This window comes from Micromonospora sp. NPDC049274, from assembly GCF_040678875.1.
In the GTDB taxonomy this organism is placed as follows: Bacteria; Actinomycetota; Actinomycetes; order Mycobacteriales; family Micromonosporaceae; genus Micromonospora.
Map to the genome: position 1 here is coordinate 200,088 of NZ_JBFAQS010000011.1, position 26,096 is coordinate 226,183.

Sequence of the window (26,096 nt, forward strand, 5' to 3'; positions counted from 1 at the left end):
GCATCGCAACAGCAGGGAGAAACCATGACCGTGTGGGACCGGCCCACGCCGCCGACTCCCCCCGTGCCACTCGACCGGAAGCAGATCATCGCCGCCGCCATCGCGCTCGCCGACGAAGGCGGCCTGGAAGCGGTGTCGTTGCGTAAGGTCGCCGCCCGGCTCAAGGCAGGCCCGATGCGGCTGTACGGATACATCACCACCAAGGACGAACTGTTCGACCTCATGATCGACGAGGTCAACGCCGAAATCCTCCCCCCGGAGCAACCCACCGACTGGCGGGAGGCGCTGCGCATCCTCGCCCACCGCACCAGGCAGGCCGCTCTGCGCCACGTCTGGCTGGCCGACCTGCTCGGCGGCCGCCCGACCCTGGGCCCACACGGCCTCGCCGTCACCGAGGCCACGCTGGCCGCCCTCGACGGCCTCGCCGATATCGACACCATCATGCGCGCCGCGGAAACCGTCAGCGCCTACGTCACCGGCGCCATCAGACGCGAAATCGCCAACCTACGGGCCGAACGCGCCACCGGCCAGTCCAAGCGCGACTGGCAGCGCGCCAACGGCCCACACGTGACGACAATGCTGGCCACCGGCCGCTTCCCGACGCTGACCAAGGCCGTACACGACGCCCTTGAGATAACCGCCGAGGCATCCTTCGCAACCGGCCTGGACTGGGTCCTCGACGCCGTGGCCGCCAAACTCACCCGACCACCGACGTAACACTCCACAGCCGCTCGACCAGCCGGTGCACCGCCCCAACCGGAACAGGCCGCACCGGTCACGCACGGATACCGGCGAGCACGAGACCCGCGACCCTACCGATCACCCGGGCACTCGTCTCCGCCGGCAACCGCCGCAGCGACGCGATGGCCAGCAGCCCAGCCCGGACATCGTCCACGTCCACACCATCGCGCAGCACACCCGCCGCCCGAGCCCGGGCAACCAACACGTCCAACGCCCGCGCGTGCTCCCGGCGCTCCACCTGGAACGCCGCAGCGAACTCACTCGGCCCCAACAACGCCTCGTTGAGCACCCGATCATGCACCTGCCGATCGGCGAACTCGCGCACCGTGCCGGACAACGCCCGCCACGCATCCGGGTCGTCGAGCGCGCGGCGCATCCGCACACCACACTCCTCGACGCGCTCGACGAGCACCGTGGCGACCAACTCCGTACGCGTCGGAAAATGCCGATACAGGGTCGCCACACCAACCCCCGCGCGTCGCGCCACCTCCCGCATGGGCACCTCAAGCCCCGCCGACGCGAATGCCTCCCGAGCCGCCGCCACCAGCCGATCGCGGTTCGACCGGGCATCAGCCCGCCGCATCCGAGACATCTCCACCCGGCCCTCCTCTCACTTGACCCCACAGCGGAACGGCTGCTCCGTTTCCGACCTACGGTACGACCATCACCACGTCACCCAGGCACAGGAGCGCCCCGATGTTCGCCATGCAGTACGACCGCTTCGGCGGTCCCGACGTCCTCCACCTCGGCACCACCGACGCGCCACAACCCCGAGCCGGCCAGATCCGCATCCGCGTCCACGCCGCCGGCGTCTCCCCCGTCGACGTCGGCCTCCGCTCCGGCCGCACCCCGATGAGCGCCCGACTGCCATTGCCACACATCCCCGGCGTCGACGCGGCCGGCACCGTCGACAAGATCGGCGACGACGTCCACGATGTCACCCTCGGCGACCACGTCTTCGGCATCGTCGAACTGGCCAGACTCGGCGGCGCGAGCGCACAGTTCGCCGTACTACAGCACTGGGCGCACAAACCCACCACCATGCCGTGGACCCAGGCGGGCGCGGCCGGCACCAGCATCGAAACCGCCACCCGGGCCCTCGACCTGCTGGACCCACGCCCCGGCATGACCATCCTCGTCGACGGCGCCGCCGGCGGGGTCGGCAGCATCGCCGTCCAACTCGCCACCGCCCGCGGCATCCACGTCATCGGCACCGCCCGCGCCGACAACCACGACCTCCTCCGCCAGCTCGGAGCGACACCTGTCACCTACGGCCCCGACCTCACGAACCGCCTCGACGCCCTGGGCGTCACCCGGATCGACCGCGCCCTCGACGTCGCCGGCGCCGGATCCCTGACCGAACTGCTCCACCTCACCGGCGACCCCACAGCGGTCGTCACCCTCGCCGACTTCACCGCCCCCACCCACGGCGTCCGCCTCTCCATGGGACAACTGGCCGGCGAACCCGACGGCCGCCACGGCCTGCCCGCCGCAGCCCAACTGTTCACCAAGGGCCGGTTCAGGGTGCCGATCGACGCGGTCTTCCCCCTCACGAAGGCGGCCGACGCACACCGGACATCCGAGCACGGATCCCGGCGCGGCAAGATCGTCCTGACCGTCGACGACGAGCCGGAAGGCTGAGCCTCAGCCGCCGGTCAGCACCTCGGACAGCGGCGCCGGCACCAACCCCCGCGCGCGCAGCCCGCCAGGATGTGCGGCAACGCCTCATCGGTCATCGCCGCGTTCGCCTCGGTCACGTGCATGATCACCACCGACCCCGGGCGTGCGTGGTCCAGCACCGCGCGCACCCAGGGACCTCCACGCCTTCGCGATGCCGGTCAGGAAGAACGTCGTCGCCGGCACCCGCTCCCGCTCCAGCAGGTCCAGGATGCGCAGGTTCGCGTACAACGCCTCCCCGGGGTGTCGCCGCCCCCGTCACCGGCAGTCCCAGCCCTGGACATAACCCGCCGGCAACGTCCCCGCCGCGACCTCGTCGGCGTACTCCCAGAACACCTCCGGCCAGTCACCGGCCGCGTCCATGTCCCGCAGCACCCGCCACCCATGGCTCCCGTGCAGCGCGTCAGCCGCCCGCCGCACCGCAGCCTCGTCCCCGCTCGCCCTCGCCCGCTGCCACTCCGCGATCCACCCGCACCCCACCCGGGACGTCACACCCACACCGAAGTGGTACCCGTCACGCACACTGATGTCGTCCAGCGCGGCCACATCGAACCCGGGCGGCAGCGGCACACCGACGAGCACCTCCGCTGCCCGCTCCCCCACCGGCCTCATCATCTCTGCCGGAAGCGCGGCCAACCACGTCCGCGCATCTACCCGAACGATGTCCGCGAGAACCCGATCCAGGTCCTTACGCGACCAGCCCTCGGAGGTACGCATCTCCACGAACATCCCGTCACGAGGACGCGACAGGACCGAGAAATCGCCGCTGAGATACTGGAAAACCTCAGCCGGCCAGTCGTCGACCCGCACCGACTTCGCGGGACCAACGTGCCGCCGGTCGGCGTACCGGTCCGCGTAACCGGTAGCCGGATACCAGGTCATCTCCAGCTCACGCCCACCCCTGCGGAACGCGATGCTGCCGTGGTCCTCCTCGAACTCCGAAACCGTGCTCACCACCCAACCCGGGCGGTCGATGAGCAGCCGCGGGTTCCTCTCCGCAACCGCCATCGCCACCGGCGGATAGACCACCTGAGCGTCGGCGCTGACGATGGGAGAGACCCCACCGCCCTCCGAAGACCCCCGCAGCACGATGGACGCCGGCACCACACTGACCAGGACAGCGGCCGCCGTCACGACACCGGCGAAGCGACGCACCCGCAACCGCCGCCGGGGAACCTCGACGACACGCTCCACCATCGGCTCAGACATGATCTCCTCCAGGAGGCTCTGCTTCACCCCGCCGAGTGACCCGATCACCTCGGGCCGGGCCGGGTCGGCAGCGCGAACCAGCCGGTCCACGCGCTCTGCACTCGTCACCTGTCCTCCTTCCGGGTGGATGCGGTCAGCACATCGAGCACATGTCCGGGCGGCCCCGGATCGTCACCGACCAGCCCTCGTAACCGCGCCCGCGCCCGCGCCAGCCGAGTCCGGACCACCGCAGGCCCCACCCCCAGCACCGCAGCCGCCTCATGCGGCCGCAGCCCCTCCCAGACGGTGAGCATCAGCACCTCCCGGTCCACCTCAGCCAGACCAGCCAACGCCACCCGAACGGCAAGCCGCTCCGGCACCTCACTCCCCGGATCGGCGACCGACGCGACGATCTGCTGACGCAACCGCTCACCAAGACGCTGCCGGCGAACACCACCACGGTGCTGGTTGGCCAACACCCGCCGGGCCACCCCGTACAGCCACAACCGCGCCTCCCCGCCGGCCGGAAGGTCCCGACGGCGCCGCCACGCCACCAGGAAGGTCTCCGCGACGACGTCCGCCGCGTCCTCCGGGTGCGCGACCCGCCGCAGCGCGTACGCCAACAGCGAATCGAAGTCCTCGGCGTAGACCCGCCGGAAGCGGTCCTCGTCATGCTCTGTCCCTGAGCTCACGTCCAGTCCATGTCCACCGCGACGACAACCGTGACAACCCGCGCAGTCAGGCGCGGATGCCGGCGAGCGGGAGAACTGAGCCTCAGCCCTCGGCCAGCACCTCGGACAACGGCGCCGGCACCAACCCCCGCGCCCGCAGCCCAGCCAGGATGTGCGGCAACGCCTCATCGGTCATCGCCGCGTTCGCCTCGGTCACGTGCATGATCACCACCGACCCCGGGCGTGCGTGGTCCAGCACCGCGCGCACCAGGGGCTTCCACGCCTTCGCGAACGGATCGCCGCTCACCACGTCACCGTCGACGACAGTCACACCCAGTGGCGCCAGCGCGTCCAGCGCCGCCGCGTCGTGGCAGAGCCCCGGAAAGCGGAAGTACCGGGTCTGCCGACCCCCGTACGGCGCGATCACCTCGAACGTCTTCGCCACATCACCGGCCAACTCGTCGACTGGCAACCGCGGCAGGTCGTAACAGTCGGCGGTGAACGCCGCGTGCCCGTACGTGTGGTTGGCCAACTCGAAGCGCGGATTACCGGCGATCCGCCGGGTCACGTCCGGGTACCGCTGCACCCACTTGCCGGTCAGGAAGAACGTCGCCGGCACCCGCTCCCGCTCCAGCAGGTCCAGGATGCGCAGGTTCGCGTACGACGTCACCCGGCCGGCGCGCAGATTGGCCAGCATTCCGTCGGTCATGTCCGCGTCGAACGTCAACGCGACCTTGTCACCCGTACGCGGCCCGTGATCGACCACCGGCGCCCTGGTCCCCACCCGCGACGCACCGGGGACGGTCGGAACCACAGGCGTCGGGACAACCGGCGGCGCACCAGGACCCGTCGACGTCGGAGCGCCCTGCGGCCGGCCGGAAACGCTCGGCGTCGGCGAGGCGGTGGCGGTGGCGCTGCCCGATGGCATGGCCGACGAGCCGACGAAGATCGGCTGATCCGGCGGTGGCACTCGGGACGCCGTGCACCCGACACCGCCGAAAACGGCCGCCGCGACCAGTACGCCACACCACAACGGACGAAGCCGGGGTCGGATCACGCCGCGAATCATCGCAGACGCGAAGAACGCTCACTGCCCCGCGATTGCGGCGGCCGTCGGGGGCGCACGTGGAAGAGCGGAGCAGGTGCCGGGTCAGGCAGAACCACCGCGCGGGGCGTACATGATGACCGCGACGCCGAGCAGGCACAGCCCGGCACCTGTCAGGTCCCAGCGGTCCGGGCGGAACCCGTCCACCACCATCGCCCAGCCCAACGAGCCCGCCACGAACACCCCGCCGTACGCGGCCAGGATCCGGCCGAAGTTCGCGTCCGGCTGGAACGTCGCCACGAAGCCGTAACAGCCCAACGCGACCACTCCCGCGGCGATCCACCACAGGCCACGCTGCTCCCGCCACCCCTGCCAGACCAGCCACGCGCCACCGATCTCGGCCAGGGCGGCCAGCACGAACAACACCAGGGAACGAAGCACTGTCACGCCGTGACCCTAACCGCCGCACACGACGGGTCCCCGGGTGAATGCTCACCCGGGGACCCGCGGACCGCTCAGGTCACTTCGTGAAGGAGTCCTTCACGTTGCGGCCCGCGTCCTTCATGTTCTGACCGGCCTGCTTGGCGCGCGCGTCACCCTGCTCGCTGGCGCCCTCGCCACGCATCCGCTCGTTGTCGGTCACGTCACCGACCCGCTCCTTCGCGGCGCCGGCCATCTGCTCGACCTTGTTCTTTGCCTTCTCGGTGAAGCTCATCGCGCCTCCTCGGTCTGGCGGTTGTCGCCGCTCGCTTGCCCACTGTTCCGGTGCTGAAACCGGTGGTGTCGGGTGGCCCACACCCCCTAAAGCATCCTAGGAAGATAGGTTGAGGGAGGGCGGCACGAACGGCCCCGCCACGATGGTTAACTGACCGCATGGGAGAGCTCCTGCTGATCCGGCACGGCGAGACGACCTGGAGCGCCAGCCTGCGGCACACCTCGTACACCGACCTGGAGCTGACCCCCGACGGCGAGCGACAGGCCCGCACCCTCGCCGCGTTCCTGGCCGGCCGGCGCTTCGTCACCGTGCTGGCCAGCCCCCGCTCCCGGGCGCTGCGCACCGCGCAGCTCGCCGGGCTCACCGTCGACGGGGTCGACGAGGACCTCAGCGAGTGGAACTACGGCGAGTACGAGGGCCGCACCACAGTCGACATCCACGACGACGACCCGCACTGGAACATCTGGACCGACGGCTGCCCCGGCGGGGAGTCACCCGCGCAGGTGGGCGACCGGCTCGACCGCGTGCTGGCCCGCGTCACCCCACTGCTCGACCGGGGCAGCGTGGCGCTTGTCGGCCACGCGCACAGCCTGCGGGTGCTCGGCGCCCGCTGGATCGGGCTGCCCCCGTCCGCCGGTGGACGGCTGCGCCTGGACACCGCCACGGTCAGCGCGCTCGGTCACGAGCACGGCCGACAGGTCATCCTGCGGTGGAACCAGCCGGCTCCTCCGGCGCCCGGGACCGCGACCGACTCGGCGCCCCGGCACTGATCTTCGGCGGACGGTTCTCGTACGGCGTGGACAGCACCACAGTCGTCCGGGTCGTCACGTTCGCCGAGGTGCGGATCTCCTGCAGCACCCGCTCCAGGTCCGCCGGGCTGGCCACCCGCACCAGCAGCAGGTAGAAGTCCTCCCCCGCCACTGAGTAGCACGAGTCGATCTCCGGTAGGTGGGCCAGCCGCTCCGGCGCGTCGTCCGGCTGCGACGGATCGAACGGCCGGATCGCCACGAACGCCGTCAACGGCAGGTCCAGCGCCTCGAACGACACCCGGGCGGCGTACCCCTTGAGCACTCCGCGTTGCTCCAGCCGGCGCACCCGCTGGTGCACGGCGGACACCGACAGCCCCACCTTCTCGGCCAGGTCGGTGTACGACAGACGGCCGTCAGCGGTCAGCGCGGCGACGATGGCGCGGTCGATCTCCTCCACGGCGTGCAACCTACCGGGAAATCGGCGCGACGGCGACGACGAACGCCGCGCTGGCCCGCCGTCTCAACTTCCGGCGAGCGCCCGGGAGATCACCAACCGCTGGATCTGGTTGGTGCCCTCCACGATCTGCAGCACCTTCGCCTCCCGCATGTACCGCTCGACCGGGTGGTCGCTGACGTAGCCCGCGCCGCCGAGCACCTGCACGGCGTCGGTGGTCACCCGCATCGCCATGTCGGTGGCGAAGAGCTTCGCCTTCGCCGCCTCGATCGAGTACGGCCGCCCGGCGTCGCGCAGCCGGGCCGCCGCGAGCGTCAGCGCGCGGGCGGCGGAGATCTGGGTGGCCGCGTCGGCGAGCAGGAAACCGAGGCCCTGGAAGTCGATGATGGACCGGCCGAACTGCTGTCGCTCCCGGGCGTAGCCGACCGCGTAGTCGAGCGCGGCCTGGGCGAGCCCGACCGCGCACGCCGCGATGCCCAGTCGACCCGAGTCCAGCGCGGACATCGCGATGCTAAAACCCGCCCCCTCGCCGCCGACCAGACGGTCGGCCGGCACCCGCGCCTCCTCGAAGGCGATCTGCGCCACCGGCGAGGACCGCAGCCCCATGGTCCGCTCGGCGGCCTGCGGCGCGATGCCGGGGGTGCCCGCGTCCGCGACCAGGCAGGAGATGCCCTTCGGGCCGGGCCCGCCGGTACGACAGAAGACGTTGTAGAAGTCCGCCACCTGGGCGTGGGTGATCCACGCCTTGGTCCCGGAGACCACGTACGCGTCGCCGTCGCGGACCGCGCGGGTGCTCAGCGCAGCCGCGTCGGAGCCGCCCTGCGGCTCGGAGAGGCAGTACGCGCCGAGCAGCTCCCCGCCGAGCATGTCCGGCAGGAGCTTGCGCTGCTCGGCGGTGCCGAACGCGGCGACCGGATAGCAGCTCAGGGTGTGCACGCTTACCGCCTCGGCGACCGCGAGCCACCGGCTGGCCAGGATCTCCAGCACCTGCAGGTACACCTCGTACGGCTGCGCCGCGCCGCCGTGTTCCTCGGCGTAGGGCAGGCCGAGCAGGCCGGCGCGGCCGATGGTGCGCAGCACCTCGCGGGGGAACTCGCCGCGTTCCTCGAAGCCGGCGGCCTTCGGCGCGAGCTCGCGGTCGGCCAGCTCGGTGGCGAGGTCCAGCAGGTCGTGGGCCTCATCGGTGGGGAGGATCCGGTCGACAGTCATAGCGCGATGAGCTCCGTGGGGGTGGTGTTGAGCCGCTGCACGCCGTCCGTCGTGCAGACGACGATGTCCTCGATGCGGGCGCCATGTCGGCCCGCCAGGTAGATGCCCGGTTCGATGGAGAACGCCATGCCGGCCTCCAGGGGCCGGTCGTTGCCCGCCACCAGGTAGGGCTCCTCGTGACCGTCCAGGCCGATGCCGTGCCCGGTGCGGTGCAGGAACGCGTCGCCGTAGCCGGCTGCGGCGATCGGCTCCCGGGCCGCCGCGTCGGCCGCCGCGCCCGTGATGCCGGGGCGTACCGCCGCCACCGCCGCGCCCTGGGCGGCGTGCAGCACCGCGTAGTAGTCGACGAAGTCGGCAGGCGCCGGCCCGCCCGCCACGTAGGTGCGGGTGCAGTCCGAGCGGTAGCCCGACGGCATCGTGCCGCCGATGTCGACCACCACCGGCTCGCCGGCGCCGATCGGCCGGTCCGAGGTGCCGTGGTGCGGGCTGGCCCCGTTGGGGCCGGCGGCCACGATGACGAAGTCGACGCTGACGTGTCCGGCGTCGCGGATCGCCGCCGCGATGTCGGCGGCCACCTCGGCCTCGGTGCGGCCGGGACGCAGCCACCGGCCCATCCGCCGGTGCACCTCGTCGATGGCCGCGCCGGCCTCGGCCAGCGCCGCCACCTCCGCCGGGGACTTGCGGATCCGCAGCTCGCGCAGCACCTCGCCGGCGAGCCGCTGCGCGGCGCCGGGCAGCGCCGCGCGCAGGGCGAGGACCTGCTCGGCCCACATCCGGTCGGCGAGCCCGACCGCCGCCGGCGGACCGTCGAGGGCGGCGACGACCAGGGGGTACGGATCGACGCCGTCGGGGTGGTCGACGATGCGCACGCCGGTGTTCGGCGCCGCCTCCGCGGCGGGACGCTCCAGTCTGGGCACGATGAGCGTCGGCGCACCCTCGGCGGGCAGCACCAGGCAGGTCAGCCGCTCCCCCACGTGGGCGTCGTACCCGGTCAGGTAGCGCAGGTCGGAGCCGGGCGTGAGCAGCAGCGCGTCCAGGCCGGCGGCGGCGGTGGCGCGCTGCGCGGCGATCAGCCGGTCCGGCGGGTACAACTCATCGGTTCCCACCCCGTCAGCTTAACGGTCGTTTGGGCGTCCCCAGAAGCCCGCATCCACCCCGGGGAGGAAATCTACGGGCGTTGATTGACGCCGACAGTTAACACTCTTTAAGATTTGGCTGCCTCGAGGCCCACCCGTACCTGCGTCCCCCATCTCCCGCCCGCGACAACCCTGCGCGGGCGGCGTCGTCCCCCGCCCACGGGAAGGCCCCCGATGTCCTCACCACTGCGCCGCGCCCTCGCCGCCGGTCTGCTCGCCCTGGCCACCGCCGCCGCCACCGTCACCCTCGTCCCCACCGCCGCGCAGGCCGTGGTGCTGCCGAACAACTTCAAGAGCGTCGGCTACATGCCCTCGTGGGCTGGCAACGTCAACACCATCCAGTACAACAAGCTCACCCACATCAACTACGCCTTCGTACTGCCCAACAACGACGGCAGCCTGCGCGCGGTGGAGAACCCGAGCAAGCTCTCCTCGCTGGTCTCCCAGGCGCACGCCAACAACGTCAAGGTCTCGATCGCCGTCGGCGGCTGGAACGACGGCAACGACTCGGCCTTCGAGGCCCTCGCCGGCAACTCCGGAAGCCGGAGCGCCTTCGTCAACAACCTGGTCAACTTCGTCAACCAGTACAACCTCGACGGAGTCGACATCGACTGGGAGTACCCGGACCCGGGCGCCTCGGCGAACAACTACAGCCAGCTCATGACGCAGCTCGGCAGCGCCCTGCACAGCCGCGGCAAGCTCCTCACCGCGGCGGTCGTCTCCGAGGGCTACTACCTCGACGGTGTGCCGACGGCCGTGTTCGGCCAGGTCGACTGGCTCAACATCATGGCGTACGACGGCGGCAGCCCGCACTCCAACTACGACTGGTCGATCACCAGCATCAACCTGTGGAAGTCCCGCGGCCTGCCGGCCAGCAAGGCCGTCCTCGGCATCCCGTTCTACAGCCGCCCCGGCTACTACACGTACTCGGCGCTCGTCGCGCTGGACGCGGCCAACGCCAACCGCGACTGCACCACGGTCAGCGGCGTGCAGCAGTGCTACAACGGCGTCCCGACCGTCAAGCGCAAGACGCAGTGGGCGCTGGCAAACGCCGGCGGCGTCATGAACTGGGAGCTGTCGCAGGACACCACCGGCTCCACCTCGCTGGTCAGCGCCATGTACGACACCATCATGGGCGGCACCACCCCGCCGCCGTCCGGTCGTACCGGCCAGATCACCGGCCTCGGCGGCAAGTGCGTCGACGTGGCCTCCGCGAGCACCGCCAACGGCGCCGCCATCCAGCTCTGGGGCTGCAACGGCACCAACGCGCAGACCTGGACCGTCGCCAGCGACGGCACGCTGCGCGCCCTCGGCAAGTGCGCCGACATCGCCAGCGGCTCCACCGCCAACGGCGCCAAGGTGCAGCTGTACGACTGCAACGGCAGCGGCGCCCAGGTCTGGCAGGCGCAGTCCAACGGCACGCTGCGCAACCCGCAGTCCAACAAGTGCCTGGACGTCACCGACAACAGCTCGGCCGACGGCGCCCGACTCCAGATCTGGGACTGCTTCGCCGGCGCCAACCAGCGCTGGACCCTCCCCGCCTGACCCCGACCGCGGAGGCCGGTCGCCCGACGCGGGTCGCCATGCAGATCTTGGACAGTTTCCGTCAGCCGAGGACGGAAACTGTCCAAGATCTGCGGCTGTGGGTCAGGCGTCAGCGGTGTCCTCGGCGCCGGACCACAGGCCGTCGGCCACTCGGCGAGCCCGGGTTGCGTCGGTGAGCACGTCGACGCTGTGCACGTACTGGTCGACCGGCCCAGCAGCGGTCGGTGGCGCAGCGCCGTTCCACGGCCTGCCCGCACGGTGGTTTTCCGGTAGGACCGGGGTGGGGGTCATAGCCTGGGATCGGGCCGCCCGCGCGGGTGTCCGACCGGGAGGCCTACGTGACAGCGAACGACGCGAACCGGGCGGCGACCCGCCGCCGTCGGCAACTGTGGGCCGGGGTCCTCGCGCTCGGCGGCCTGGTCCTGCTGGTCATCGGGCTCACCGTCGCCGACGGCGTCGCGGCCTGGGTCGAGGTGCTGGTGGCGATCCTGCTGCTGGTGACCAGCTACGTCGTGCAGCACCTCGCCCGACGGGCCACCGTCTACCGCCACGACGAGCGGCGCTGACGCCGCCGGCCGGCCGGGCGTACCACTGATCGTCGGAGGGCTGTGCCAGGCTGTCGGGCGTGGCACACCGATCCCCGATCCTGCTGATCGACGCACCCAGCCTCTACTTCCGGGCCTACTTCGGCATCCCCGAGTCCGCCGCGCGTACCGAGGACGGCCAGCCCGTCAACGCGGTGCGTGGCTTCCTCGACATGCTCGCCACGCTGATCCGCGGTCGCGGCGCCGACCGGATGGTGTGCGCTCTGGACTACGACTGGCGGCCGGCGTGGCGCGTCGACCTGCTGCCGTCGTACAAGGCGCACCGGGTGGCCCCGCAGGGGGGCGAGGTCGTGCCCGACACACTCTCCCCGCAGGTGCCGATGATCCTGGAGGTCCTCGACGCCGTCGGCATCCCCGCCGTCGGCGCGACCGGTTACGAGGCCGACGACGTGCTCGGCACGCTCTCGGTGACCCAGCCAGGCCCGGTCGAGGTGGTCTCCGGCGACCGGGACCTGTTCCAGCTCATCGACGACACCCGGGACGTCCGGCTGCTCTACGTCGGGCGCGGCGTGGCCAAGCTCGACGACTGCGACGACGCGGCGGTGCGCGCCCGCTACGGCGTGCCGGCCGACAGGTACGCCGACTTCGCCGCCTTGCGCGGCGACCCCAGCGACGGCCTGCCCGGAGTGCCGGGGGTCGGCGAGAAGACGGCCGCGCGGCTCATCGAGCGGTACGGCAGCATCGACGGCATCCTTGCCGCGCTCGACGACTCCGACTCGTCCTTCGCGCCGGGGCTGCGCACCAAGCTGGCCGGCGCTCGCGACTACCTGGCCGTCGCGCCGACAGTGGTCCGGGTCGCCCTGGACGTGGCGCTGCCGGAGCTGCCCACCGCCCTGCCGACCGCCCCCGCCGACCCGGAACGGCTGCTCGAGCTGGCCGGCCAGTGGAACCTGGCCGGCTCCGCCCGCCGCCTCGTCGACGCCCTGGCCGCCCGCGCCGACGCCTGACCGCCGGCGCGCGGCGCGCTCGCGTGGGCGCGCACGCCTCGGTGCGCGGCCGACAACACCTCAGGCGCGGCGACCAAGAGGCCAGGCGCGCAGGTCCGTCGCGGCCTCAGGCGCGCAGGACGGCCGCGGCCTCAGGCGCGCAGGTCGGCCGCCAGGTCGCCGATCGCGCCCATCGCGTACCGCTGCATGCCCGGACCGAACGTGATGCGGGTGGCGCCGTGGCGGGCCAGCTCGACCACGGACTCCCGGCTCGGGCCGGCGGCCATGTTGAGGGGGCCGGTGATGCCCTCGCGCAACGTCGGGAGGACCTCGGTCGGCGCCCGGAGCGGGTACACGCAGTCGGCGCCCGCCGCGACGTACAGCGTCGCCCGGGCGATGGCGTCGGCCGGGTCACCCGACCCGAACAGGAAGGTGTCCACGCGCGCGTTGATGACCAGCGCGTCACCGGCCGCCGCTCGCACCTCGGCCAGCCAGTCCGCGTGCCGCTGCGGGTCCTTGAGCGTGGCCTGCCCCTCGGAGTCCTCCAGGTTGCAGCCGACGACGCCGGCTTCCAGGAGCCGATCGACCAGCTCGCTGGGTGCGAGCCCGTAGCCGTCCTCCACGTCGGCGGACACCGGCACGGAGACGGCCCGGACGATCCGCGCCACCGCGGCGAACATCTCGGCGGGCGGGGTGGCGCCGTCCTGGTAACCGAGGGAGGCGGCGATGCCGGCGCTCGGCGTGGCGAGCGCCGGGAAGCCGGCGTCGGCGAAGACCTGGGCGCTGCCCGCGTCCCAGGGCCCCGGCAGAACGAGCGGGTCACCGGGGGCGCGGTCGTGGTGCAGGGCACGGAAGGAGGCGGCTGTCATCGTTCGAATCTCCCAGGGAAATGGCGGGCCGGACAGGCTACCCAGCATGGACCGTACCGTGATCGCACTTCCTGTGCGCCGTTCCCGAAAGCGCAACAAAGGGTTGCGCGAGCGGTCGGGGTGTCATAACCTTACGCAACCAAAGGTTGCGAAAGGGTGTTAGGCATGGAGTACGGAGTCATCGAACGCAATATCGACGTGGACGCCGCACCCGAGGTGGTCTTCGAGGTGATCAGCCAGCCCGAGCACGTGCGGGAGTGGTGGCCTGACGACGCACGGTTCGAACCGGTCGAGGGCGCGCCCGGCGAGTTGGTGTGGCGCGACGCGCAGACCGGCGAGACGACGACGGTCGACCTCGCCGTCGTGGGCGTCGACCCGCCGAGGCGGTTCTCCTTCCGGTGGTGCTTCACCGGGCCCGACCGGGGCGGGCAGTCGCTGTTCGTCACGTTCGACCTGGTCCCGACCGGAGCGGGGACCCGCATCCGCATGACGGAGACCGGTTTCCGCGAGATGGGCTGGGAGGTCGCCGTCCTGGAGAAGCAGTACCAGGACCATGTCAGCGGGTGGGACCACTACATCCCCGCCCTCGGCATGTACGTCGCGAAGCTGGTCGCCGCGTCATGACCACGGCAGTCGACGACGCCCTGTGGTCGGCGATCGGCGACCCGATCCGGCGCAGCATGATCGACCTGCTGCTCGCCGGCGGGCCCGGCACCGCCACGTCGCTGAGCGAGCGGCTGCCCGTCACCCGCCAGGCCGTCTCGAAGCACCTGGCCGTCCTGGACCGGGTCGGCCTGATCCACTCCGCGCCGGCCGGCCGTGAGCGTCACTTCCGGGTCGACGAGGCGCAGCTCGCCCGCGCGGTCGCCCAACTGGCCGCCGTCGGCGACGCCTGGGACGCCCGACTCCGCCGGATCAAGCGGATCGCCGAGACGATCGAACGCCACCGCACCGACAACTGAGCCGCAAGGAGTTGCGGGAGGCGCTGAGCCCGGCGCTACTTCACCTTTCGGGTGGACCGCACGACGATGTCCTCGTACTCCGGGTGCTTGACCAGCCACTCCGCGAGGAACGGGCAGATCGGCACCACTGTGCGTCCCCTGGCCCGGGCGTCGTCCATGACGGCGCGGGCCAGGGTCGACCCGACGCCGCGGCCCTCGTACGCGGGATCGACCTCGGTGTGGGTGTAGGCGATGATGGCGCCGGTCAGCTGGTAGGTGACGACCCCGGCGACCGCGCCCGTCTCGTCGCGCGCCTCGAACCGCTCCCGCGTCGGCGCCTCTGTCACGGTGAACTGCACCGGTCCATCCAAGCACAGCGCCCGTGGCGACCACCTGCGGTCACCATGGTGCGCGGGCGGGTCCGCTCCCGCGCCGGGCGGAGCGGACCGGCCCGGGGACGTCAGAGGCGGTGACGGCCGTACGCGGCGGCGGTGACGGCCACGCCGATCGCGGCGAACACGACCAGCAGGAGCAGCTCGATCCAGTCGATGCCGGCGGTCTCGCCGACGCCCAGCCCACCGGCCACGAAACCAGAGCGGGACGCGCGCTGGTCCCGGTCGGAGGCGACCGGGACCAGCGGTGTGCCGACCGTCAGGAGGCGGCGATGCCCTCCATGCCGATGCCGTCGGCGAACTTCGGCAGGCCCTCGACGGTGGTGACGAGGCTCAGGGAGCCGTCGTCGTGCACCTCGTAGCCCTGCACGTTGCCGGCGGTGGCGTTCTGCACGTAGAGGAAGCCGTCGCTGGTGGTCATGTCGATCGACCCGCCACCGGTGTCGGCGGCCACCTCCTTGACGACTTGGAGTTTGCCGTCGTCGTCGACCCGGTAGGAGCTGATGGTGGAGCTACCGGCGTTGGCGACGAAGAAGTAGTCGCCGACGCGCTGGATCCAGCACGGCGCCTGCTGACCGTTGGGCACCGACGGTCCGACCTGGTCGAGCGCGCCGTCGTCGTCGAGCTCGAACCGGCTGACCGCGTTCGCACCCGACTCGGTGACCAGCACCGAGTCCTCGCTGTCGAAGGTGAAGCCGAACGGGGTGTTCCCCGCGTCGCTGACGACGGGGTTGCGGGCCAACTCGCCGTCACGACCGATCTCGAAGCTGAACATGACGTTGGCGCCCTTGGTCGACACCAGGACGAACTCGCTGTCCGGGTCGATCTTCACCTGGGCCGGGGCTGTCCCGAACGCGGGCGGGTTGCCGTTGTGCAGGCCGAGCGACCGGTTGGCGTCCTCGACGCGCGACAGGCGCCCCTTGTGCAGCTCGAAGCCCTGCACCGAGCCCTCGCCGCCGGCGTTGAGGACGTAGACGAGGTCACCGCGGGCCGCGATGCTGACCGGCAGCAGGCCGCCGGACCAGATGACCTGGAGCTTGTGCAGCCGGGTGCCGTCGACGCGGAAGACGGTCACGGTGTTGCTGCCGGCGTTGACGGCGAAGAGCAGCCCGTGGTGGTAGACGAGGGAGCCCTGCGAGGCCAGCGCGTCCAGCGGCGCGCCGATGGTGAAGCCGCCCAGCCCGCCGGTCTCGTACTCGCCCGCCTTGCTGAGGCGGCCGTCCTCGTCCCGGTCGTACACCTTGATGGTGTTGCCCTCGGCCTTGTTGGTCTGGACGAAGACCGCGCCCTCGGTGTCGTGGTGGTTTCCACCTCCCCCGCGCTCGTCGTGGTTGCCCGCCGGGCCGCCGCCGTCGGCGAAGGCAGCTCCGGGGAGCGTTCCGGCACTGGTCAGACCCACCAGGAGGGCCGCCGCTAGCGCTACGCTGCGCTTCATCACTGACTCCTTAGCCGCTTTGGGGAAGAAATACGAGGTTTCCTCTCATTGGTAAGCTATCGGAGGATGACTCCGGTTAGACGTCGTTTACCCGTAAGTGGCATCTCCGGGCGCAACGGCGGATTCGTGGTAGGGCGGCACCCGCCGGCCCAGGACGCACCCATCGGCCCTCGCGGCCCCGGTGACCAGGCGTTGTCGGTGCGGTAACGGGAATCGCAGGGGTCGCCACGCAGCTCTGGGAGGAGACGCCATGACGAACCCGTCGCCCCACGGGTCGGACCCTGCCCGTTCGTCGGATCGGCCACCCTCGGCGACGGGAGGCGTCGCGGTCGTGGAGCTGTTCACCTCGCAGGGCTGCAACAGCTGCCCTCCGGCCGAGGAACTGCTGACCGAGATCGACCACGACGCCCGTACACGGGGCGACCCCGTCTTCGCCCTCGGCTTCCACGTCGACTACTGGGACGGCCTGGGCTGGCCCGACCAGTTCGCGGATGCGGCGTACACCGCGCGGCAGGAGGCGTACGCGCGCGGCTTCGGCACCGGAGGGCTCTACACCCCGCAGATGATCGTCAACGGCACCGTGGAGTTCGTCGGCTCCGACCGTCGCCGGGCGGCGAGCGCCATCGCGTCCGCCCTGACGTCGGCCGTCACCGCGCCCCTCGAGCTGTCCGTGTCGGACGTCGCGGACGGCGGACAGATGACGCTGGACTATCGCGCGCAGCGGCTGCCGCAGCGCGCCGTGGTGAACGTGGCGGTCGTGCAGCGCGGGCTGGACAGCGAGATCGCCCGCGGCGAGAACGCCGGCCGGACGCTGCGGCAGGACAACGTGGTGCGCGCCTTCGCGTCGCTGCCCCTGGACGCCGAGCAGGGCCGGGTGGAGCTGGCCACACCGCCGGATCTCGACCCTCGTCGTGCCACGGTGATCGGCTACGTCCAGCGCGAGGGCGACCGGGCGGTCCTCGGCGCGACGGCCGTCGACCTGGCCGTAGCGGCCGGCTGACACCGCCGTCGGCGGCCCGCCCGACGGCTGTCGGTCCCGATGCGTAACCTCGGCACATGCTGATGGCACGCGCGGTGCGGGGTCTGGGTGGCTGACGCCGACGACGTACGCCGCCTGGCCCTGGCCCTGCCCCACACTGTCGAGATCGACAGCGACGGCTTCGACTTCCGGGTGGCCGACAAGGGTTTCGTCTGGTCCTATCCCGAGCGCCGGCCGGGCAGGCCGCGGGTGATCCGGCGCGACATCGCGGTGCTGTTCGTCGGGGACGAGGCCGAGAAGCAGGCCCTCCTGCTCGGCGAGCCCGAGGTCTTCTTCACGACCTCCGGGTACGACGGACTGCCGCTGGTGATGCTGCGCCTGGCGGCCGTCGACGTCGACCGCCTGAACGAGCTCGTGACCGACGCGTGGCGGATGCGCGCGCCGGACGCGCTGCACACCGAGCTGGACGGGGCCGGCGCGGCGGAAGGCTAGCCGACACGGCGGGCGATCAGTTTGCGACATCAGCACGCAACCGGACCGACACATTGACGGGCATCTCGACGATCCATTACCGTGCCGACTGAGAGAGCGCTCTCTCAATCGACGTTTTCCGCAATTCAGACGCTACGCGCCCGGGTCGACACGGTCCGTACCGGGACGCGCGATGGAGGCACCATGAAACCTCCCGTCCCCCACCGCCGCTGGGCTCTGGCAGCCGCCACCGCCCTGGCCCTGGTCGTCGGTGGCCTCACGATCCCCGTCACCCGCGCCGCCGAGGCCGCGCCCGTGGGCGCCGGCAGCTACACCACCACCGGAGTCGGCGCGCTCCCCACCGGCTGCGGCGCGATGTCGGCCAACCCACGGCAGTACGCCACCGCCAACGCGCCCACCGGTGCCGTGCCCACCAACGACTGGTGGTCCTCGCTGCTGTGGAAGCGCACCGACTGCGCCTTCAGCGAGCCCCTGCACGCCCACCCGACCTCGTACGACACGTTCACCGACGGTCTCGGTTTCTCGGCCAACTCCACGCCCGCCATCAGCGGCACGGCGACAGGCGTCGGCGAGTACCACTACCCGTACGTGCAGGACATCCGCGTCGGCGTGGCCGGGCTGGCGGCCCCCCGGGTGACTGTGGACGGCTGGACCGACTGGACGGTCAGCCCGTACTGGAGCGACGGGACCCGCACCCTTCGCGCCACCATCGGCCACGGCCTGCCGTTCGCGTACTTCCAGGCCAGCGGCGGCGACGCGGTGATCAACACGTCCGGTACCGCCGACGTCTGGTCCACCAGCGGTACCACCGTCGGCTTCCGGGTCAACGGCCACGACTACGTGGCGTACGCACCCAGCGGCGCGACCTGGACGGTCAGCGGCGGCCGCATCTCCTCCACCCTCGCCGGTCGCGGCTACTTCTCCGTCGCCCTGCTGCCCCCGACGGCGAACGCCACCGAGCGCGCCGACCTGGCCACCACCTACGGCCGGTACGCGCACGCCCACGTCACCGGCACCCGGGTCTCCTACACCTACGACCCGACGACAAACGGCCTGAGCACGACGTACGCGTTCACCACCACCGCCCGGGAGGGGACCGCCACGCAGACAGTGGTCAGCCTCTACCCGCACCAGTGGAAGTCGCTGGCCGGCTCGACGCCGATCACGCCCACCTACCCGTCGGCGCGGGGCCGGATGAAGGTCCTCACCGGCGTCACCCAGTTCCGGACCGCCATGGCGTTCCAGGGGGTCCTGCCCGAACTGCCTGCCGTCGGCGACGGCAGCGGCGCGGACCTGGCCACGCTCACCAGTCACCTGGCCGCCGCCCGGGGCAACCCGATGGACCAGCGGGGCAACGACACGTACTGGACCGGCAAGGGGCTGGGCCGGGCCGCCCGGCTCGCCGAGGTCGCCGACCTGGTCAACGACACGGCCACCCGCGACAGCGCGCTCAACGCGATCCGCAGCACCCTCACCGACTGGTTCACCGCGTCCAGCGGCAAGACCCAGAGGCTCTTCTACTACGACGCCAACTGGGGAACCCTGATCGGCTACCCGGCTTCGTACGGCTCCGACCAGGAACTCAACGACCACCACTTCCACTACGGCTACTTCATCGCCGCCGCCGCGACGCTCGCCAAGTTCGACAGGTCGTGGGCGGCGACCAGCCGCTACGGCGGCATGGTGGACCTGCTGATCCGCGACGCCAACAACTACCGCCGCGACGACACCCGCTTTCCGTACCTGCGGGACTTCGACATCTACGCCGGCCACGACTGGGCGTCCGGGCACGGCTCGTTCGGCTCCGGCAACAACCAGGAGTCGTCCTCCGAGGGGATGAACTTCGCCAACGCCCTCATCCAGTGGGGGCAGGTCACCGGCGACACCGCCGTGCGCGACGCCGGCATCTTCCTCTACACGACGCAGGCCGCCGCGATTCAGGAGTACTGGTTCGACACCAGCGACCAGAACTTCCCCGCCGCCTTCGGGCACTCGACTGTCGGCATGGTCTGGGGCGACGGCGGCGCGTACGCCACCTGGTTCAGCGGCGAGCCGGAGATGATCCAGGGCATCAACCTGCTGCCGGTCACCGGCGGGCACCTCTACCTGGGCAACAACCCGGCGTACGTACGCACCAACTACGCCGAACTGGTCCGCAACAACGGCGGGCCGCCGACCGTGTGGCAGGACATCCTCTGGCAGTTCCAGGCCCTCGGCGATCCGGACGCGGCCCTGGCGAACCTGCGCGCCAACCCCGGCTACACGCCCGAGGAGGGGGAGAGCCGCGCGCACACCTTCCACTGGATCCGCAACCTGGCGGCGCTGGGCACCGTCGACACGACTGTCACCGCCAACCACCCGCTGAGCGCGGTCTTCTCCCGCAACGGGGCACGCACCTACGTGGCGTCGAACCCGACGGCGAACCCGATCACCGTCACGTTCTCCACCGGCACCCGGCTCACCGTGGCGGCCGGACGGACGGCCACCACCGGGGCGTACACCTGGAGCGGTGGCAACGCCTCGGGCGGCGTGCCGCCGAGCACGACCCCGCCGACCACCGCGCCGCCCACCACCGCGCCGCCGACGACCGCCGCACCGACCACGCCGCCACCGAGCTCGGGCTCACCGACGCGCTATCTGCTGCCCGGTGGCGGGCTGGGCGCCGCCGGCAGCGCGGCCACGACCACTGTCGCGGCCGCCAACGGAAACCACGACGGTACGCCGACCAACCCGCAGGTCTTCATGGCGACCGGCCTCAACCTCGCCTACTCCGGGGCGCAGACCACGTTCGACCTGTTCCTCGACGCCGGCACGGCCGTCGGCAACGGCGTGCAGGTGCGCGTGTCCTACGACCTGACCGGCAACGGCAGCTGGGACCGGACGGAGACGTGGCGCTACTTCGCCACCGACCCGGTCGCCGGTTACGAGCACTACACGCAGGCCGCCGGCCTGGCCTCGGCGACCGGTTCGTTGGGAACGCTGAGCAACGGCACGGTACGGGTGGAGGTCTGGTCGGCCATCGGCAACAACCCCACCACAGTGGGCGTGGGTAACCAGTCCGTACTGCGCCTCCCGTACTCCTGATCCGTACCCCCTCGCTCGCCGCCGGCCGCACCTCGGCCGGCGGCGAGCACTCGTACCGACTGGTGCGCGGGTGCGAGGCTGGCGGCATGTCGTCCGTACACGAACCGCAGCCCTCCCCGCCGCGGGGCGGAACCGGGCGATGGCGGCTGCGGCTGGTCGGGTGGCTGGGCCCGGCGGGCTCGGCCGTGGCCCTGAACCAGCTGGCCACCGTCCTCCCACCGGTCGCCGTCGGCGCGGTGCTCCTGGTGGTGGCGGTGGTGTACGGCCACCATCGACTCGACGAGCGCGCCCCGCTGGCCGAGGCGCTGCCCCGGATCACGCTCTCCGTCGCGGTCGCCGGTGTCGCGCTGGCCGTGACGACGCCGGCGTCGTGGGCCGGGCCGCTCACACTGGTGGCGGTCATGGCGATCGCCTGTGCCGCGCTTGTCGCCCGGGAGCGGGCAACAGCCCTGACCTCGTTGGCGGGGATCAGCGTCTGCACCGCCGGTCTGTTCGTCGTCACCGACGCCGTGCACGTCGAGCGGACCGGCGGCCGGTTCGTCGGGGTGACCCTGGGGACCCTCGCCGTGCTGGTGGGCCTCCTCGTCCTCGTTCACCGCCGGGACCTCTTCGGTGCGGACAGCGCCGGCCTCGAGCTGCTGCGCCAGGCCCGCGTGTTCTGGTCCCGAGCCGGCGCGCTGGGCGTGCTCAGCGTTCCGGCCAGCGTCAGCCTGGCCCGCGAGGGGTCCGTGGTGACCGCCGTCGTGGTCGCGGTGGCCGGCCTGTGCTGGTTGGGTGTGACGCTCGTCTTCGTATTCGCCGAGCAGCGGGACTCCCTCGCCGGGGCCCTGCTGGCACTCAGCGGAGCGGCGGTCACCGTACTGGGCCTGCTGGCGTTCCAGGCGCGGGAATACCCGGTCGGAATGGTCGCCGGCACGGCGGGCGTGGCGATGGTGGGCGGCGGGCTGTCGTTGCTCGAATCGGCGGGCACGCTGGGCCGCCTACGCGACTGGGTGGCCCACCTGACCACGCCCGCGGGCCAGCGCGCCGACGGATGAACGCCCCCAGGATCGTGCCCCCTCGCGGCGCCCCGTCGGCGCTACCATGGGCCCGCTCGGTGCGGCGCTCATAGCGCTGACCCCGCCGCACCCACGCGAGGAGGGGATCGTCCGTGTTCACACCTCTGACCAGCGACGATCCCCGCCAGATCAGTGGCTATCCGCTGCGCGCGCGACTGGGCGCCGGCGGGATGGGCCAGGTGTACCTGTCGTTCACCCCCGGAGGCCGGGCCGTCGCGCTGAAGGTCGTGCGTCGGGAATACGCCGAGGACGCCGCCTTCCGGCAGCGCTTCGCCCAGGAGGTCCAGGCCGCGCAGCGTGTTCACGGTGTCCATACCGCCCAGGTGGTCGATGCCGGCACCGACGCCGGGACACCCTGGCTGGCCACCGCGTACGTGCCCGGGCCCACGCTGCTCGCGGCCGTCCGGGACGACGGTCCGCTGCCGGTCGACACGGTACGGGTGATGCTCGCCGGCGTAGCGCAGTCACTGCAGGCGATCCACGCCGCCGACGTGGTGCACCGGGACCTGTCCCCCCGCAACATCCTGCTCGCCGCCGACGGGCCACGGGTCATCGATTTCGGTATCGCCCGCGCCGTCGACGCGACCCACCTCACGATGAGCCAGACGCCCATCGGCACGCCCTCCTTCATGTCACCCGAGCAGGCGAACGGCACGCCGGTGACGCCGGCCTCCGACGTCTTCACGCTCGCCGCGGTCGGCTTCTTCGCCGCGACCGGGCGGACCGCCTTCGGCGACGGCAACTATCTGAGCGTGCTACGGCGCGTCGCCGAGGCCCAGGCGGACCTGACCGGCTGCCCGCCGGAGCTGCGGACGCTGTTCGAAGCCTGCCTGGTGCGAGACGCCGCGGCCCGGCCGACCACGGCCCACATCATCGAGGCGTGCGGCGGTGTCCCCCGCTTCGGCGCGGACTGGCTGCCGAAGCCGGTCGCCGCGACGGTCGCGGCCCACGGCGCGGCGCTGGCCTCGATCATCGCCGAGCCCGCGGGCAGCCGCCCGGAGGTGACCACCGCCCCGCCGTCGGCCGCCGTGCCCGGCCCGTCCCGGCCACGAAACGCACGGCGCGTCCTGCTCGCCACGACGCTCGGCGTCGTCCTGCTCGCCGGCGGAGTGGGGATCGGCATCGCGATGCGGCCCGACTCGACCGGGGACCGCACCGGCTCGGCGGACACCGGCGGGTCCACCACCGCCGCGGCCGCCGGTCCGTCGGCCAGCGCCCCCACCACACCGGCCTCGCCGACGCCGACCGCCTCGGCGGCCGCCACACCGCGAACGCCTGCGGTCCAGTGGACGGGTCCCGTCCGGATCGGTGGGCGTGGTATCGACCTGGATCCGGTGCCGCCGGCGGTCGATCCGGAAGTGGCCGAGATGGACGCCGGGATGCCACTGCCCGGTCCGGTGATCCGCTACGGCGACGCGAGCACCATGGCGATGTGGTCCGGCGGGGCGAAGCCGACCTTCCAGCAGTGCCGGGAGCTGGTCTCGACCCAGGGCACGACCGAGCTGCGAGTGGCCAGGAAGGACGTCGTCTGCCTCAAGACCGACCAGGCCCGGATCGTGCTGCTCGTCATCGACTCGGTCACCAGCGACGGAGCCGTCGGGATCGGCGCCACGGCGACCGTGTGGGACCGCGCTAGCGACTCTTGACGTCCAGGTAGGCGTGAATCTGCCGGACCAACGGATGGTCGTCGCCCAGCGCGGCCCGGGCGCGGGCCGCGAGCCGGACCAGCCGCAGCGACGCGACGGCCTCCTCGCCGAGGCCGAACCTGCTGCGTACCCGACCGAACTCGGCGGCGACACGCGCCACCGGATCGACGTCGCCGACGTCGCGCAGCCGGTGGGCCAGGTCGGTGAAGTGCCGGGCGGCCTCCGCGTACCGGCCCTCGGCGAGCAGCAGGTCACCCTCCTGCACGGCGGGGTCGACGTCGCCGGCCGGAGACCGGGCCGCGTCGGCGGTCGCGGTCGCACGCAGGGCGTCGCGCACGGCTCGCGCGGTGGGCCGAGCGGCGGCTGACTTGGCGAGCATCGCGTGGATCAGGTCGGCCAGTGCCGGCGGCACCGAGGGGCAACGGTCGACGATCGATTCCGGGGCCTCCCGCTCGACGCGCCGCGCGCAGGTGGCGGGGCCGCCCTGCATACGCAGCGGTGGCCCGCCGGCGAGCAGCGCGTACAGCACGGCGCCGAGGGAGTAGATGTCCGTGGCGCGGTCCGGAGCGTCGCCCCGCCACTGCTCAGGCGACATGTACGCGGCGGTGCCCAGCACCATGCCCGGTCGGGTGAGCCGGGTCAGCATCGCCTCCGGCACTGTGGAGACACCGAAGTCGCAGATTTTGATCGTCCCGTCGGCGTCGAGCACGAGGTTCTGCGGTTTGAGGTCACGGTGGATCACCGGCGTCGGATGCTCGTGCAGACAGACCAGCGCGTCGGCGACCGGGACGGCGTATCGCAGTGTCTGCGCGACGCTCAGGCAGCCGGCGTCGAACTGGACGTGTGCGAGGTCCGGCCCGGCCAGGTGTTCCATGACCACGAACGCCGCGCCGTCGTCGTGCCGCCCCACGTCGAAGATCGCCACGACGTTCGGGTGTTTGATCATGGCGAGGATCTCGGCCTCACGCTGGAACCGGGCCAGCAGCTCGGGATCGGCATCCTCGTTCAGCAGCTTGACCGCGACCAGCCGGCGCAACCGCTCGTCCTGGGCCGCGTACACCGTCCCGTGGCCGCCCGCGCCGAGCCGTGCGGTGACCCGGTACCGGCCGGCGAGCCGGGTTCCCTCGATGCTCATCGCGGTTTCGGCCGCCGGATCATGGTGGGTGTCGCCGCCTCCTCGGCCAGCGCCCCGCGCGGTGCGGGCGGCTGCGCCGGGTTCTCGAACACGAATGCGCGCCCACTGAGCACCAACTCCACGCCCTCGTGCAACACGATGACCTCGCCCTTGCGCAGGCGCCACGGACGTCCCGCCCCGATCCGCCGACCCGTCTCCGGGGTGCCCTCACGACGGATCCGGGTGCCGTTGGCGCTCAGATCGCGGACCGCGAGCGCGGTCCCGTCCCAGCTCAACTCCACGTGTCTGCGGCTGATCCAGTTGCGCGCCGACGGCGTCAACCAGGAGGCGAGAGCCACCCCACCCGGCTCGACCGGGGCCCGACCCACCACGACCGCCGCGTCCGCGCGGACCATGAAGCGGGCCTGCGACACGCCGTCGATGCGCACCTTCAGCTGGACCCGGGGAGTGCTTGGCCCGATGTCGGCCATCGGCTCGTGATGAGTGGGACAGCGCACGACTCCCTGACGGTAGACGGGAACCGGCTGGTCGACGGCGGCGGCGTCGCCGAACATCGGGCAGTCGCGTCGCGGGCAGCGCCACTGCCGGGTCAGCAGCTCGCGCCGCGCGCCCGTGGCGTGACGCCTGTCGTACATCCCCGCCCGCAGCAGGCGACTCTCCTCCTCCTTGCGGGAGATGTGCCACTCCGGCGGGGTCGGCATGATGCGGGGCACGACCACGACGCCCGCGCCGCCCGGTCCGGACACGGCATGGAGGAACCGGTCACGGTTGCCGGGAATCCACGGGTGTTCGCGGTAGGCGTCCTCGAAGTTGTCCCGGCTGATCACCCGCAGCTCGGCCGTCTCGGCCAGCTCGATGAGCCGGTCGTCGGCGCCCGGCCTGACCTCGATCCGGCCGCGCTCGTACCACCTGTGCAGCGTCGCCTTCTCGTCCGCGGTCAGACCCGGCTGGCGCAGCAGCGACCGGTCCGCCACGGCGTACACCTGGACCGCCTCGTCGCCCGTGTACGCGACGAGCGCGGCGAGCAGGTCGAGAAATCGACGCAGATCCACCGGGCGGGAACCACAGAGTCGGTCGTCGCGCATGACGTTGGACAGGTCGACCACGAAATCAGCGGCCATCGCGTCGAGGGTCAGCTGTGCCTCCGGTCCCATGTGGTCACGGTAGCAACGGAGGCGGCCGCGTCGGCGCCTGAGCCGACACCGGTGGTGTGGCTGGTGCCGTGGCATCACCTACGTTCCACGAAATCGTTGCCCAGGAATGAGAAGTGCGCAATCGGGCAATCCCACCGTCCGACCGGGATCGCGAGTCCCGCGATCGGCCTTGCCCGGGTGCGACGGACCCGGCAAGCACCCGGGTGCAAGGTGCAGCCGGCCAGGACCGGAGCGGGTCTGCAATAGACAA

Annotated in this window: 29 protein-coding genes; 13 read left to right on the forward strand and 16 right to left on the reverse strand. The window is 71.9% G+C overall.

What is annotated here, in order from left to right:
- Positions 1 to 24: 24 nt before the first annotated feature.
- Positions 25 to 717 (forward strand): TetR/AcrR family transcriptional regulator C-terminal domain-containing protein, encoded by a 693-nt coding sequence (locus AB0K10_RS21815; RefSeq protein WP_363686098.1) that lies wholly within the window; start codon positions 25 to 27, stop codon positions 715 to 717.
- A 58-nt stretch (positions 718 to 775) separates the two neighbouring features.
- On the opposite strand, the gene AB0K10_RS21820 is transcribed toward AB0K10_RS21815, so the two are convergent.
- Entirely contained in the window at positions 776 to 1,333 is a 558-nt protein-coding gene (locus AB0K10_RS21820) for a helix-turn-helix domain-containing protein (protein WP_363686187.1), read from the reverse strand.
- A 104-nt stretch (positions 1,334 to 1,437) separates the two neighbouring features.
- Here AB0K10_RS21820 and AB0K10_RS21825 point away from each other — a divergent pair, with 104 nt between their 5' ends.
- A complete protein-coding gene (locus tag AB0K10_RS21825) occupies positions 1,438 to 2,382 on the forward strand; it encodes an NADP-dependent oxidoreductase (protein WP_363686100.1) in 945 nt (314 codons plus the stop codon).
- Positions 2,383 to 2,676: 294 nt separating this feature from the next.
- On the opposite strand, the gene AB0K10_RS21830 is transcribed toward AB0K10_RS21825, so the two are convergent.
- The 5 genes from AB0K10_RS21830 to AB0K10_RS21850 form a co-directional block, all read right to left on the reverse strand.
- Entirely contained in the window at positions 2,677 to 3,735 is a 1,059-nt protein-coding gene (locus tag AB0K10_RS21830; protein ID WP_363686102.1) for a hypothetical protein, read from the reverse strand.
- Positions 3,732 to 4,298: an RNA polymerase sigma factor gene (locus tag AB0K10_RS21835; RefSeq protein WP_363686104.1), complete on the reverse strand. Its 567-nt coding sequence runs from the start codon at positions 4,296 to 4,298 to the stop codon at positions 3,732 to 3,734. Before AB0K10_RS21835 ends, AB0K10_RS21830 begins: the two co-directional genes overlap by 4 nt.
- An 82-nt stretch (positions 4,299 to 4,380) precedes the next feature.
- On the reverse strand, positions 4,381 to 5,043 hold the full coding sequence (locus AB0K10_RS21840; RefSeq protein ID WP_363686106.1) for a polysaccharide deacetylase family protein: 663 nt from the start codon (positions 5,041 to 5,043) through the stop codon (positions 4,381 to 4,383).
- Between the two features lie 384 nt (positions 5,044 to 5,427).
- The gene (locus tag AB0K10_RS21845; protein ID WP_363686108.1) at positions 5,428 to 5,769 is read right to left on the reverse strand and encodes a YnfA family protein; all 342 of its coding nucleotides are present in this window, start codon (positions 5,767 to 5,769) and stop codon (positions 5,428 to 5,430) included.
- Between the two features lie 73 nt (positions 5,770 to 5,842).
- Positions 5,843 to 6,037, reverse strand: coding sequence for a CsbD family protein (locus AB0K10_RS21850; RefSeq protein WP_363686110.1), 195 nt, complete (start codon positions 6,035 to 6,037; stop codon positions 5,843 to 5,845).
- A 158-nt stretch (positions 6,038 to 6,195) separates the two neighbouring features.
- On the opposite strand from AB0K10_RS21850, the gene AB0K10_RS21855 reads away from it, so the two are divergent.
- The gene (locus AB0K10_RS21855; RefSeq protein WP_363686112.1) at positions 6,196 to 6,807 is read left to right on the forward strand and encodes a histidine phosphatase family protein; all 612 of its coding nucleotides are present in this window, start codon (positions 6,196 to 6,198) and stop codon (positions 6,805 to 6,807) included.
- On the opposite strand, the gene AB0K10_RS21860 is transcribed toward AB0K10_RS21855, so the two are convergent.
- From AB0K10_RS21860 to AB0K10_RS21870, 3 genes are all read right to left on the reverse strand, one after another.
- Positions 6,737 to 7,243, reverse strand: coding sequence for an Lrp/AsnC family transcriptional regulator (locus tag AB0K10_RS21860; RefSeq protein ID WP_007460055.1), 507 nt, complete (start codon positions 7,241 to 7,243; stop codon positions 6,737 to 6,739). The two genes, AB0K10_RS21855 and AB0K10_RS21860, sit on opposite strands and share 71 nt — an antisense overlap.
- 63 nt (positions 7,244 to 7,306) lie before the next feature.
- On the reverse strand, positions 7,307 to 8,449 hold the full coding sequence (locus AB0K10_RS21865) for an acyl-CoA dehydrogenase family protein (protein WP_363686114.1): 1,143 nt from the start codon (positions 8,447 to 8,449) through the stop codon (positions 7,307 to 7,309).
- The gene (locus AB0K10_RS21870; protein ID WP_363686116.1) at positions 8,446 to 9,555 is read right to left on the reverse strand and encodes a Xaa-Pro peptidase family protein; all 1,110 of its coding nucleotides are present in this window, start codon (positions 9,553 to 9,555) and stop codon (positions 8,446 to 8,448) included. Before AB0K10_RS21870 ends, AB0K10_RS21865 begins: the two co-directional genes overlap by 4 nt.
- Before the next feature lie 204 nt (positions 9,556 to 9,759).
- Here AB0K10_RS21870 and AB0K10_RS21875 point away from each other — a divergent pair, with 204 nt between their 5' ends.
- On the forward strand, positions 9,760 to 11,130 hold the full coding sequence (locus AB0K10_RS21875) for a glycosyl hydrolase family 18 protein (protein WP_363686118.1): 1,371 nt from the start codon (positions 9,760 to 9,762) through the stop codon (positions 11,128 to 11,130).
- A 102-nt stretch (positions 11,131 to 11,232) separates the two neighbouring features.
- Here the strand turns inward: AB0K10_RS21875 and AB0K10_RS21880 are convergent, their stop codons facing one another.
- Positions 11,233 to 11,421 (reverse strand): hypothetical protein, encoded by a 189-nt coding sequence (locus AB0K10_RS21880; protein ID WP_363686120.1) that lies wholly within the window; start codon positions 11,419 to 11,421, stop codon positions 11,233 to 11,235.
- A gap of 47 nt (positions 11,422 to 11,468) precedes the next feature.
- On the opposite strand from AB0K10_RS21880, the gene AB0K10_RS21885 reads away from it, so the two are divergent.
- Positions 11,469 to 11,696 (forward strand): hypothetical protein, encoded by a 228-nt coding sequence (locus AB0K10_RS21885; RefSeq protein WP_363686122.1) that lies wholly within the window; start codon positions 11,469 to 11,471, stop codon positions 11,694 to 11,696.
- Positions 11,697 to 11,755: 59 nt separating this feature from the next.
- Entirely contained in the window at positions 11,756 to 12,682 is a 927-nt protein-coding gene (locus AB0K10_RS21890; protein WP_363686124.1) for a 5'-3' exonuclease, read from the forward strand.
- 131 nt (positions 12,683 to 12,813) lie between these two features.
- Here the strand turns inward: AB0K10_RS21890 and AB0K10_RS21895 are convergent, their stop codons facing one another.
- Positions 12,814 to 13,530, reverse strand: coding sequence for an isocitrate lyase/phosphoenolpyruvate mutase family protein (locus tag AB0K10_RS21895; protein WP_363686126.1), 717 nt, complete (start codon positions 13,528 to 13,530; stop codon positions 12,814 to 12,816).
- 165 nt (positions 13,531 to 13,695) lie between these two features.
- Here AB0K10_RS21895 and AB0K10_RS21900 point away from each other — a divergent pair, with 165 nt between their 5' ends.
- Together AB0K10_RS21900 and AB0K10_RS21905 are read left to right on the forward strand one after the other, a co-directional pair.
- Entirely contained in the window at positions 13,696 to 14,154 is a 459-nt protein-coding gene (locus AB0K10_RS21900) for an SRPBCC domain-containing protein (protein WP_363686128.1), read from the forward strand.
- Positions 14,151 to 14,492, forward strand: a complete 342-nt coding sequence (locus AB0K10_RS21905) for a metalloregulator ArsR/SmtB family transcription factor (RefSeq protein WP_363686130.1) — start codon at positions 14,151 to 14,153, stop codon at positions 14,490 to 14,492. Before AB0K10_RS21900 ends, AB0K10_RS21905 begins: the two co-directional genes overlap by 4 nt.
- Before the next feature lie 35 nt (positions 14,493 to 14,527).
- Here AB0K10_RS21905 and AB0K10_RS21910 read toward each other — a convergent pair whose 3' ends face one another.
- The 3 genes from AB0K10_RS21910 to AB0K10_RS21920 all read right to left on the reverse strand — a co-directional run bounded on the left by AB0K10_RS21910 (position 14,528) and on the right by AB0K10_RS21920 (position 16,298).
- Complete coding sequence (locus AB0K10_RS21910) at positions 14,528 to 14,830, reverse strand: GNAT family N-acetyltransferase (RefSeq protein ID WP_266242155.1); 303 nt, start codon at positions 14,828 to 14,830, stop codon at positions 14,528 to 14,530.
- Between the two features lie 101 nt (positions 14,831 to 14,931).
- Positions 14,932 to 15,057: a hypothetical protein gene (locus AB0K10_RS21915; protein ID WP_363686132.1), complete on the reverse strand. Its 126-nt coding sequence runs from the start codon at positions 15,055 to 15,057 to the stop codon at positions 14,932 to 14,934.
- A gap of 65 nt (positions 15,058 to 15,122) precedes the next feature.
- Entirely contained in the window at positions 15,123 to 16,298 is a 1,176-nt protein-coding gene (locus tag AB0K10_RS21920; RefSeq protein ID WP_363686134.1) for a beta-propeller fold lactonase family protein, read from the reverse strand.
- A 250-nt stretch (positions 16,299 to 16,548) separates the two neighbouring features.
- Between AB0K10_RS21920 and AB0K10_RS21925 the strand changes: the two genes are divergently transcribed.
- The 5 genes from AB0K10_RS21925 to AB0K10_RS21945 all read left to right on the forward strand — a co-directional run bounded on the left by AB0K10_RS21925 (position 16,549) and on the right by AB0K10_RS21945 (position 23,557).
- A complete protein-coding gene (locus tag AB0K10_RS21925) occupies positions 16,549 to 17,298 on the forward strand; it encodes a DUF1223 domain-containing protein (RefSeq protein WP_363686136.1) in 750 nt (249 codons plus the stop codon).
- Positions 17,299 to 17,385: 87 nt separating this feature from the next.
- A complete protein-coding gene (locus AB0K10_RS21930) occupies positions 17,386 to 17,769 on the forward strand; it encodes a hypothetical protein (protein WP_363686138.1) in 384 nt (127 codons plus the stop codon).
- Between the two features lie 183 nt (positions 17,770 to 17,952).
- Positions 17,953 to 20,853: a glycosyl hydrolase gene (locus AB0K10_RS21935; protein ID WP_363686140.1), complete on the forward strand. Its 2,901-nt coding sequence runs from the start codon at positions 17,953 to 17,955 to the stop codon at positions 20,851 to 20,853.
- 86 nt (positions 20,854 to 20,939) lie between these two features.
- On the forward strand, positions 20,940 to 21,890 hold the full coding sequence (locus tag AB0K10_RS21940; RefSeq protein WP_363686142.1) for a hypothetical protein: 951 nt from the start codon (positions 20,940 to 20,942) through the stop codon (positions 21,888 to 21,890).
- Positions 21,891 to 22,003: 113 nt separating this feature from the next.
- Positions 22,004 to 23,557, forward strand: coding sequence for a serine/threonine-protein kinase (locus AB0K10_RS21945; RefSeq protein ID WP_363686144.1), 1,554 nt, complete (start codon positions 22,004 to 22,006; stop codon positions 23,555 to 23,557).
- On the opposite strand, the gene AB0K10_RS21950 is transcribed toward AB0K10_RS21945, so the two are convergent.
- Positions 23,544 to 24,692, reverse strand: coding sequence for a serine/threonine-protein kinase (locus AB0K10_RS21950; RefSeq protein WP_363686146.1), 1,149 nt, complete (start codon positions 24,690 to 24,692; stop codon positions 23,544 to 23,546). The genes AB0K10_RS21945 and AB0K10_RS21950 overlap by 14 nt on opposite strands.
- Positions 24,689 to 25,846, reverse strand: a complete 1,158-nt coding sequence (locus AB0K10_RS21955) for an FHA domain-containing protein (RefSeq protein WP_363686148.1) — start codon at positions 25,844 to 25,846, stop codon at positions 24,689 to 24,691. The genes AB0K10_RS21950 and AB0K10_RS21955 overlap by 4 nt, the downstream gene beginning before the upstream one ends.
- Between the last annotated feature and the right edge of the window lie 250 nt (positions 25,847 to 26,096).

Coding starts and splice junctions, on each gene's coding strand:
- AB0K10_RS21815 (WP_363686098.1), top strand. CDS start 25: ATGACCGTGTGGGACCGGCCCACGCCGCCGACTCCCCCCGTGCCACTC.
- AB0K10_RS21820 (WP_363686187.1), bottom strand. CDS start 1,333: ATGTCTCGGATGCGGCGGGCTGATGCCCGGTCGAACCGCGATCGGCTG.
- AB0K10_RS21825 (WP_363686100.1), top strand. CDS start 1,438: ATGTTCGCCATGCAGTACGACCGCTTCGGCGGTCCCGACGTCCTCCAC.
- AB0K10_RS21850 (WP_363686110.1), bottom strand. CDS start 6,037: ATGAGCTTCACCGAGAAGGCAAAGAACAAGGTCGAGCAGATGGCCGGC.
- AB0K10_RS21855 (WP_363686112.1), top strand. CDS start 6,196: ATGGGAGAGCTCCTGCTGATCCGGCACGGCGAGACGACCTGGAGCGCC.
- AB0K10_RS21865 (WP_363686114.1), bottom strand. CDS start 8,449: ATGACTGTCGACCGGATCCTCCCCACCGATGAGGCCCACGACCTGCTG.
- AB0K10_RS21875 (WP_363686118.1), top strand. CDS start 9,760: ATGTCCTCACCACTGCGCCGCGCCCTCGCCGCCGGTCTGCTCGCCCTG.
- AB0K10_RS21880 (WP_363686120.1), bottom strand. CDS start 11,421: ATGACCCCCACCCCGGTCCTACCGGAAAACCACCGTGCGGGCAGGCCG.
- AB0K10_RS21895 (WP_363686126.1), bottom strand. CDS start 13,530: ATGACAGCCGCCTCCTTCCGTGCCCTGCACCACGACCGCGCCCCCGGT.
- AB0K10_RS21900 (WP_363686128.1), top strand. CDS start 13,696: ATGGAGTACGGAGTCATCGAACGCAATATCGACGTGGACGCCGCACCC.
- AB0K10_RS21905 (WP_363686130.1), top strand. CDS start 14,151: ATGACCACGGCAGTCGACGACGCCCTGTGGTCGGCGATCGGCGACCCG.
- AB0K10_RS21920 (WP_363686134.1), bottom strand. CDS start 16,298: ATGAAGCGCAGCGTAGCGCTAGCGGCGGCCCTCCTGGTGGGTCTGACC.
- AB0K10_RS21925 (WP_363686136.1), top strand. CDS start 16,549: ATGACGAACCCGTCGCCCCACGGGTCGGACCCTGCCCGTTCGTCGGAT.
- AB0K10_RS21935 (WP_363686140.1), top strand. CDS start 17,953: ATGAAACCTCCCGTCCCCCACCGCCGCTGGGCTCTGGCAGCCGCCACC.
- AB0K10_RS21940 (WP_363686142.1), top strand. CDS start 20,940: ATGTCGTCCGTACACGAACCGCAGCCCTCCCCGCCGCGGGGCGGAACC.
- AB0K10_RS21950 (WP_363686146.1), bottom strand. CDS start 24,692: ATGAGCATCGAGGGAACCCGGCTCGCCGGCCGGTACCGGGTCACCGCA.
- AB0K10_RS21955 (WP_363686148.1), bottom strand. CDS start 25,846: ATGGGACCGGAGGCACAGCTGACCCTCGACGCGATGGCCGCTGATTTC.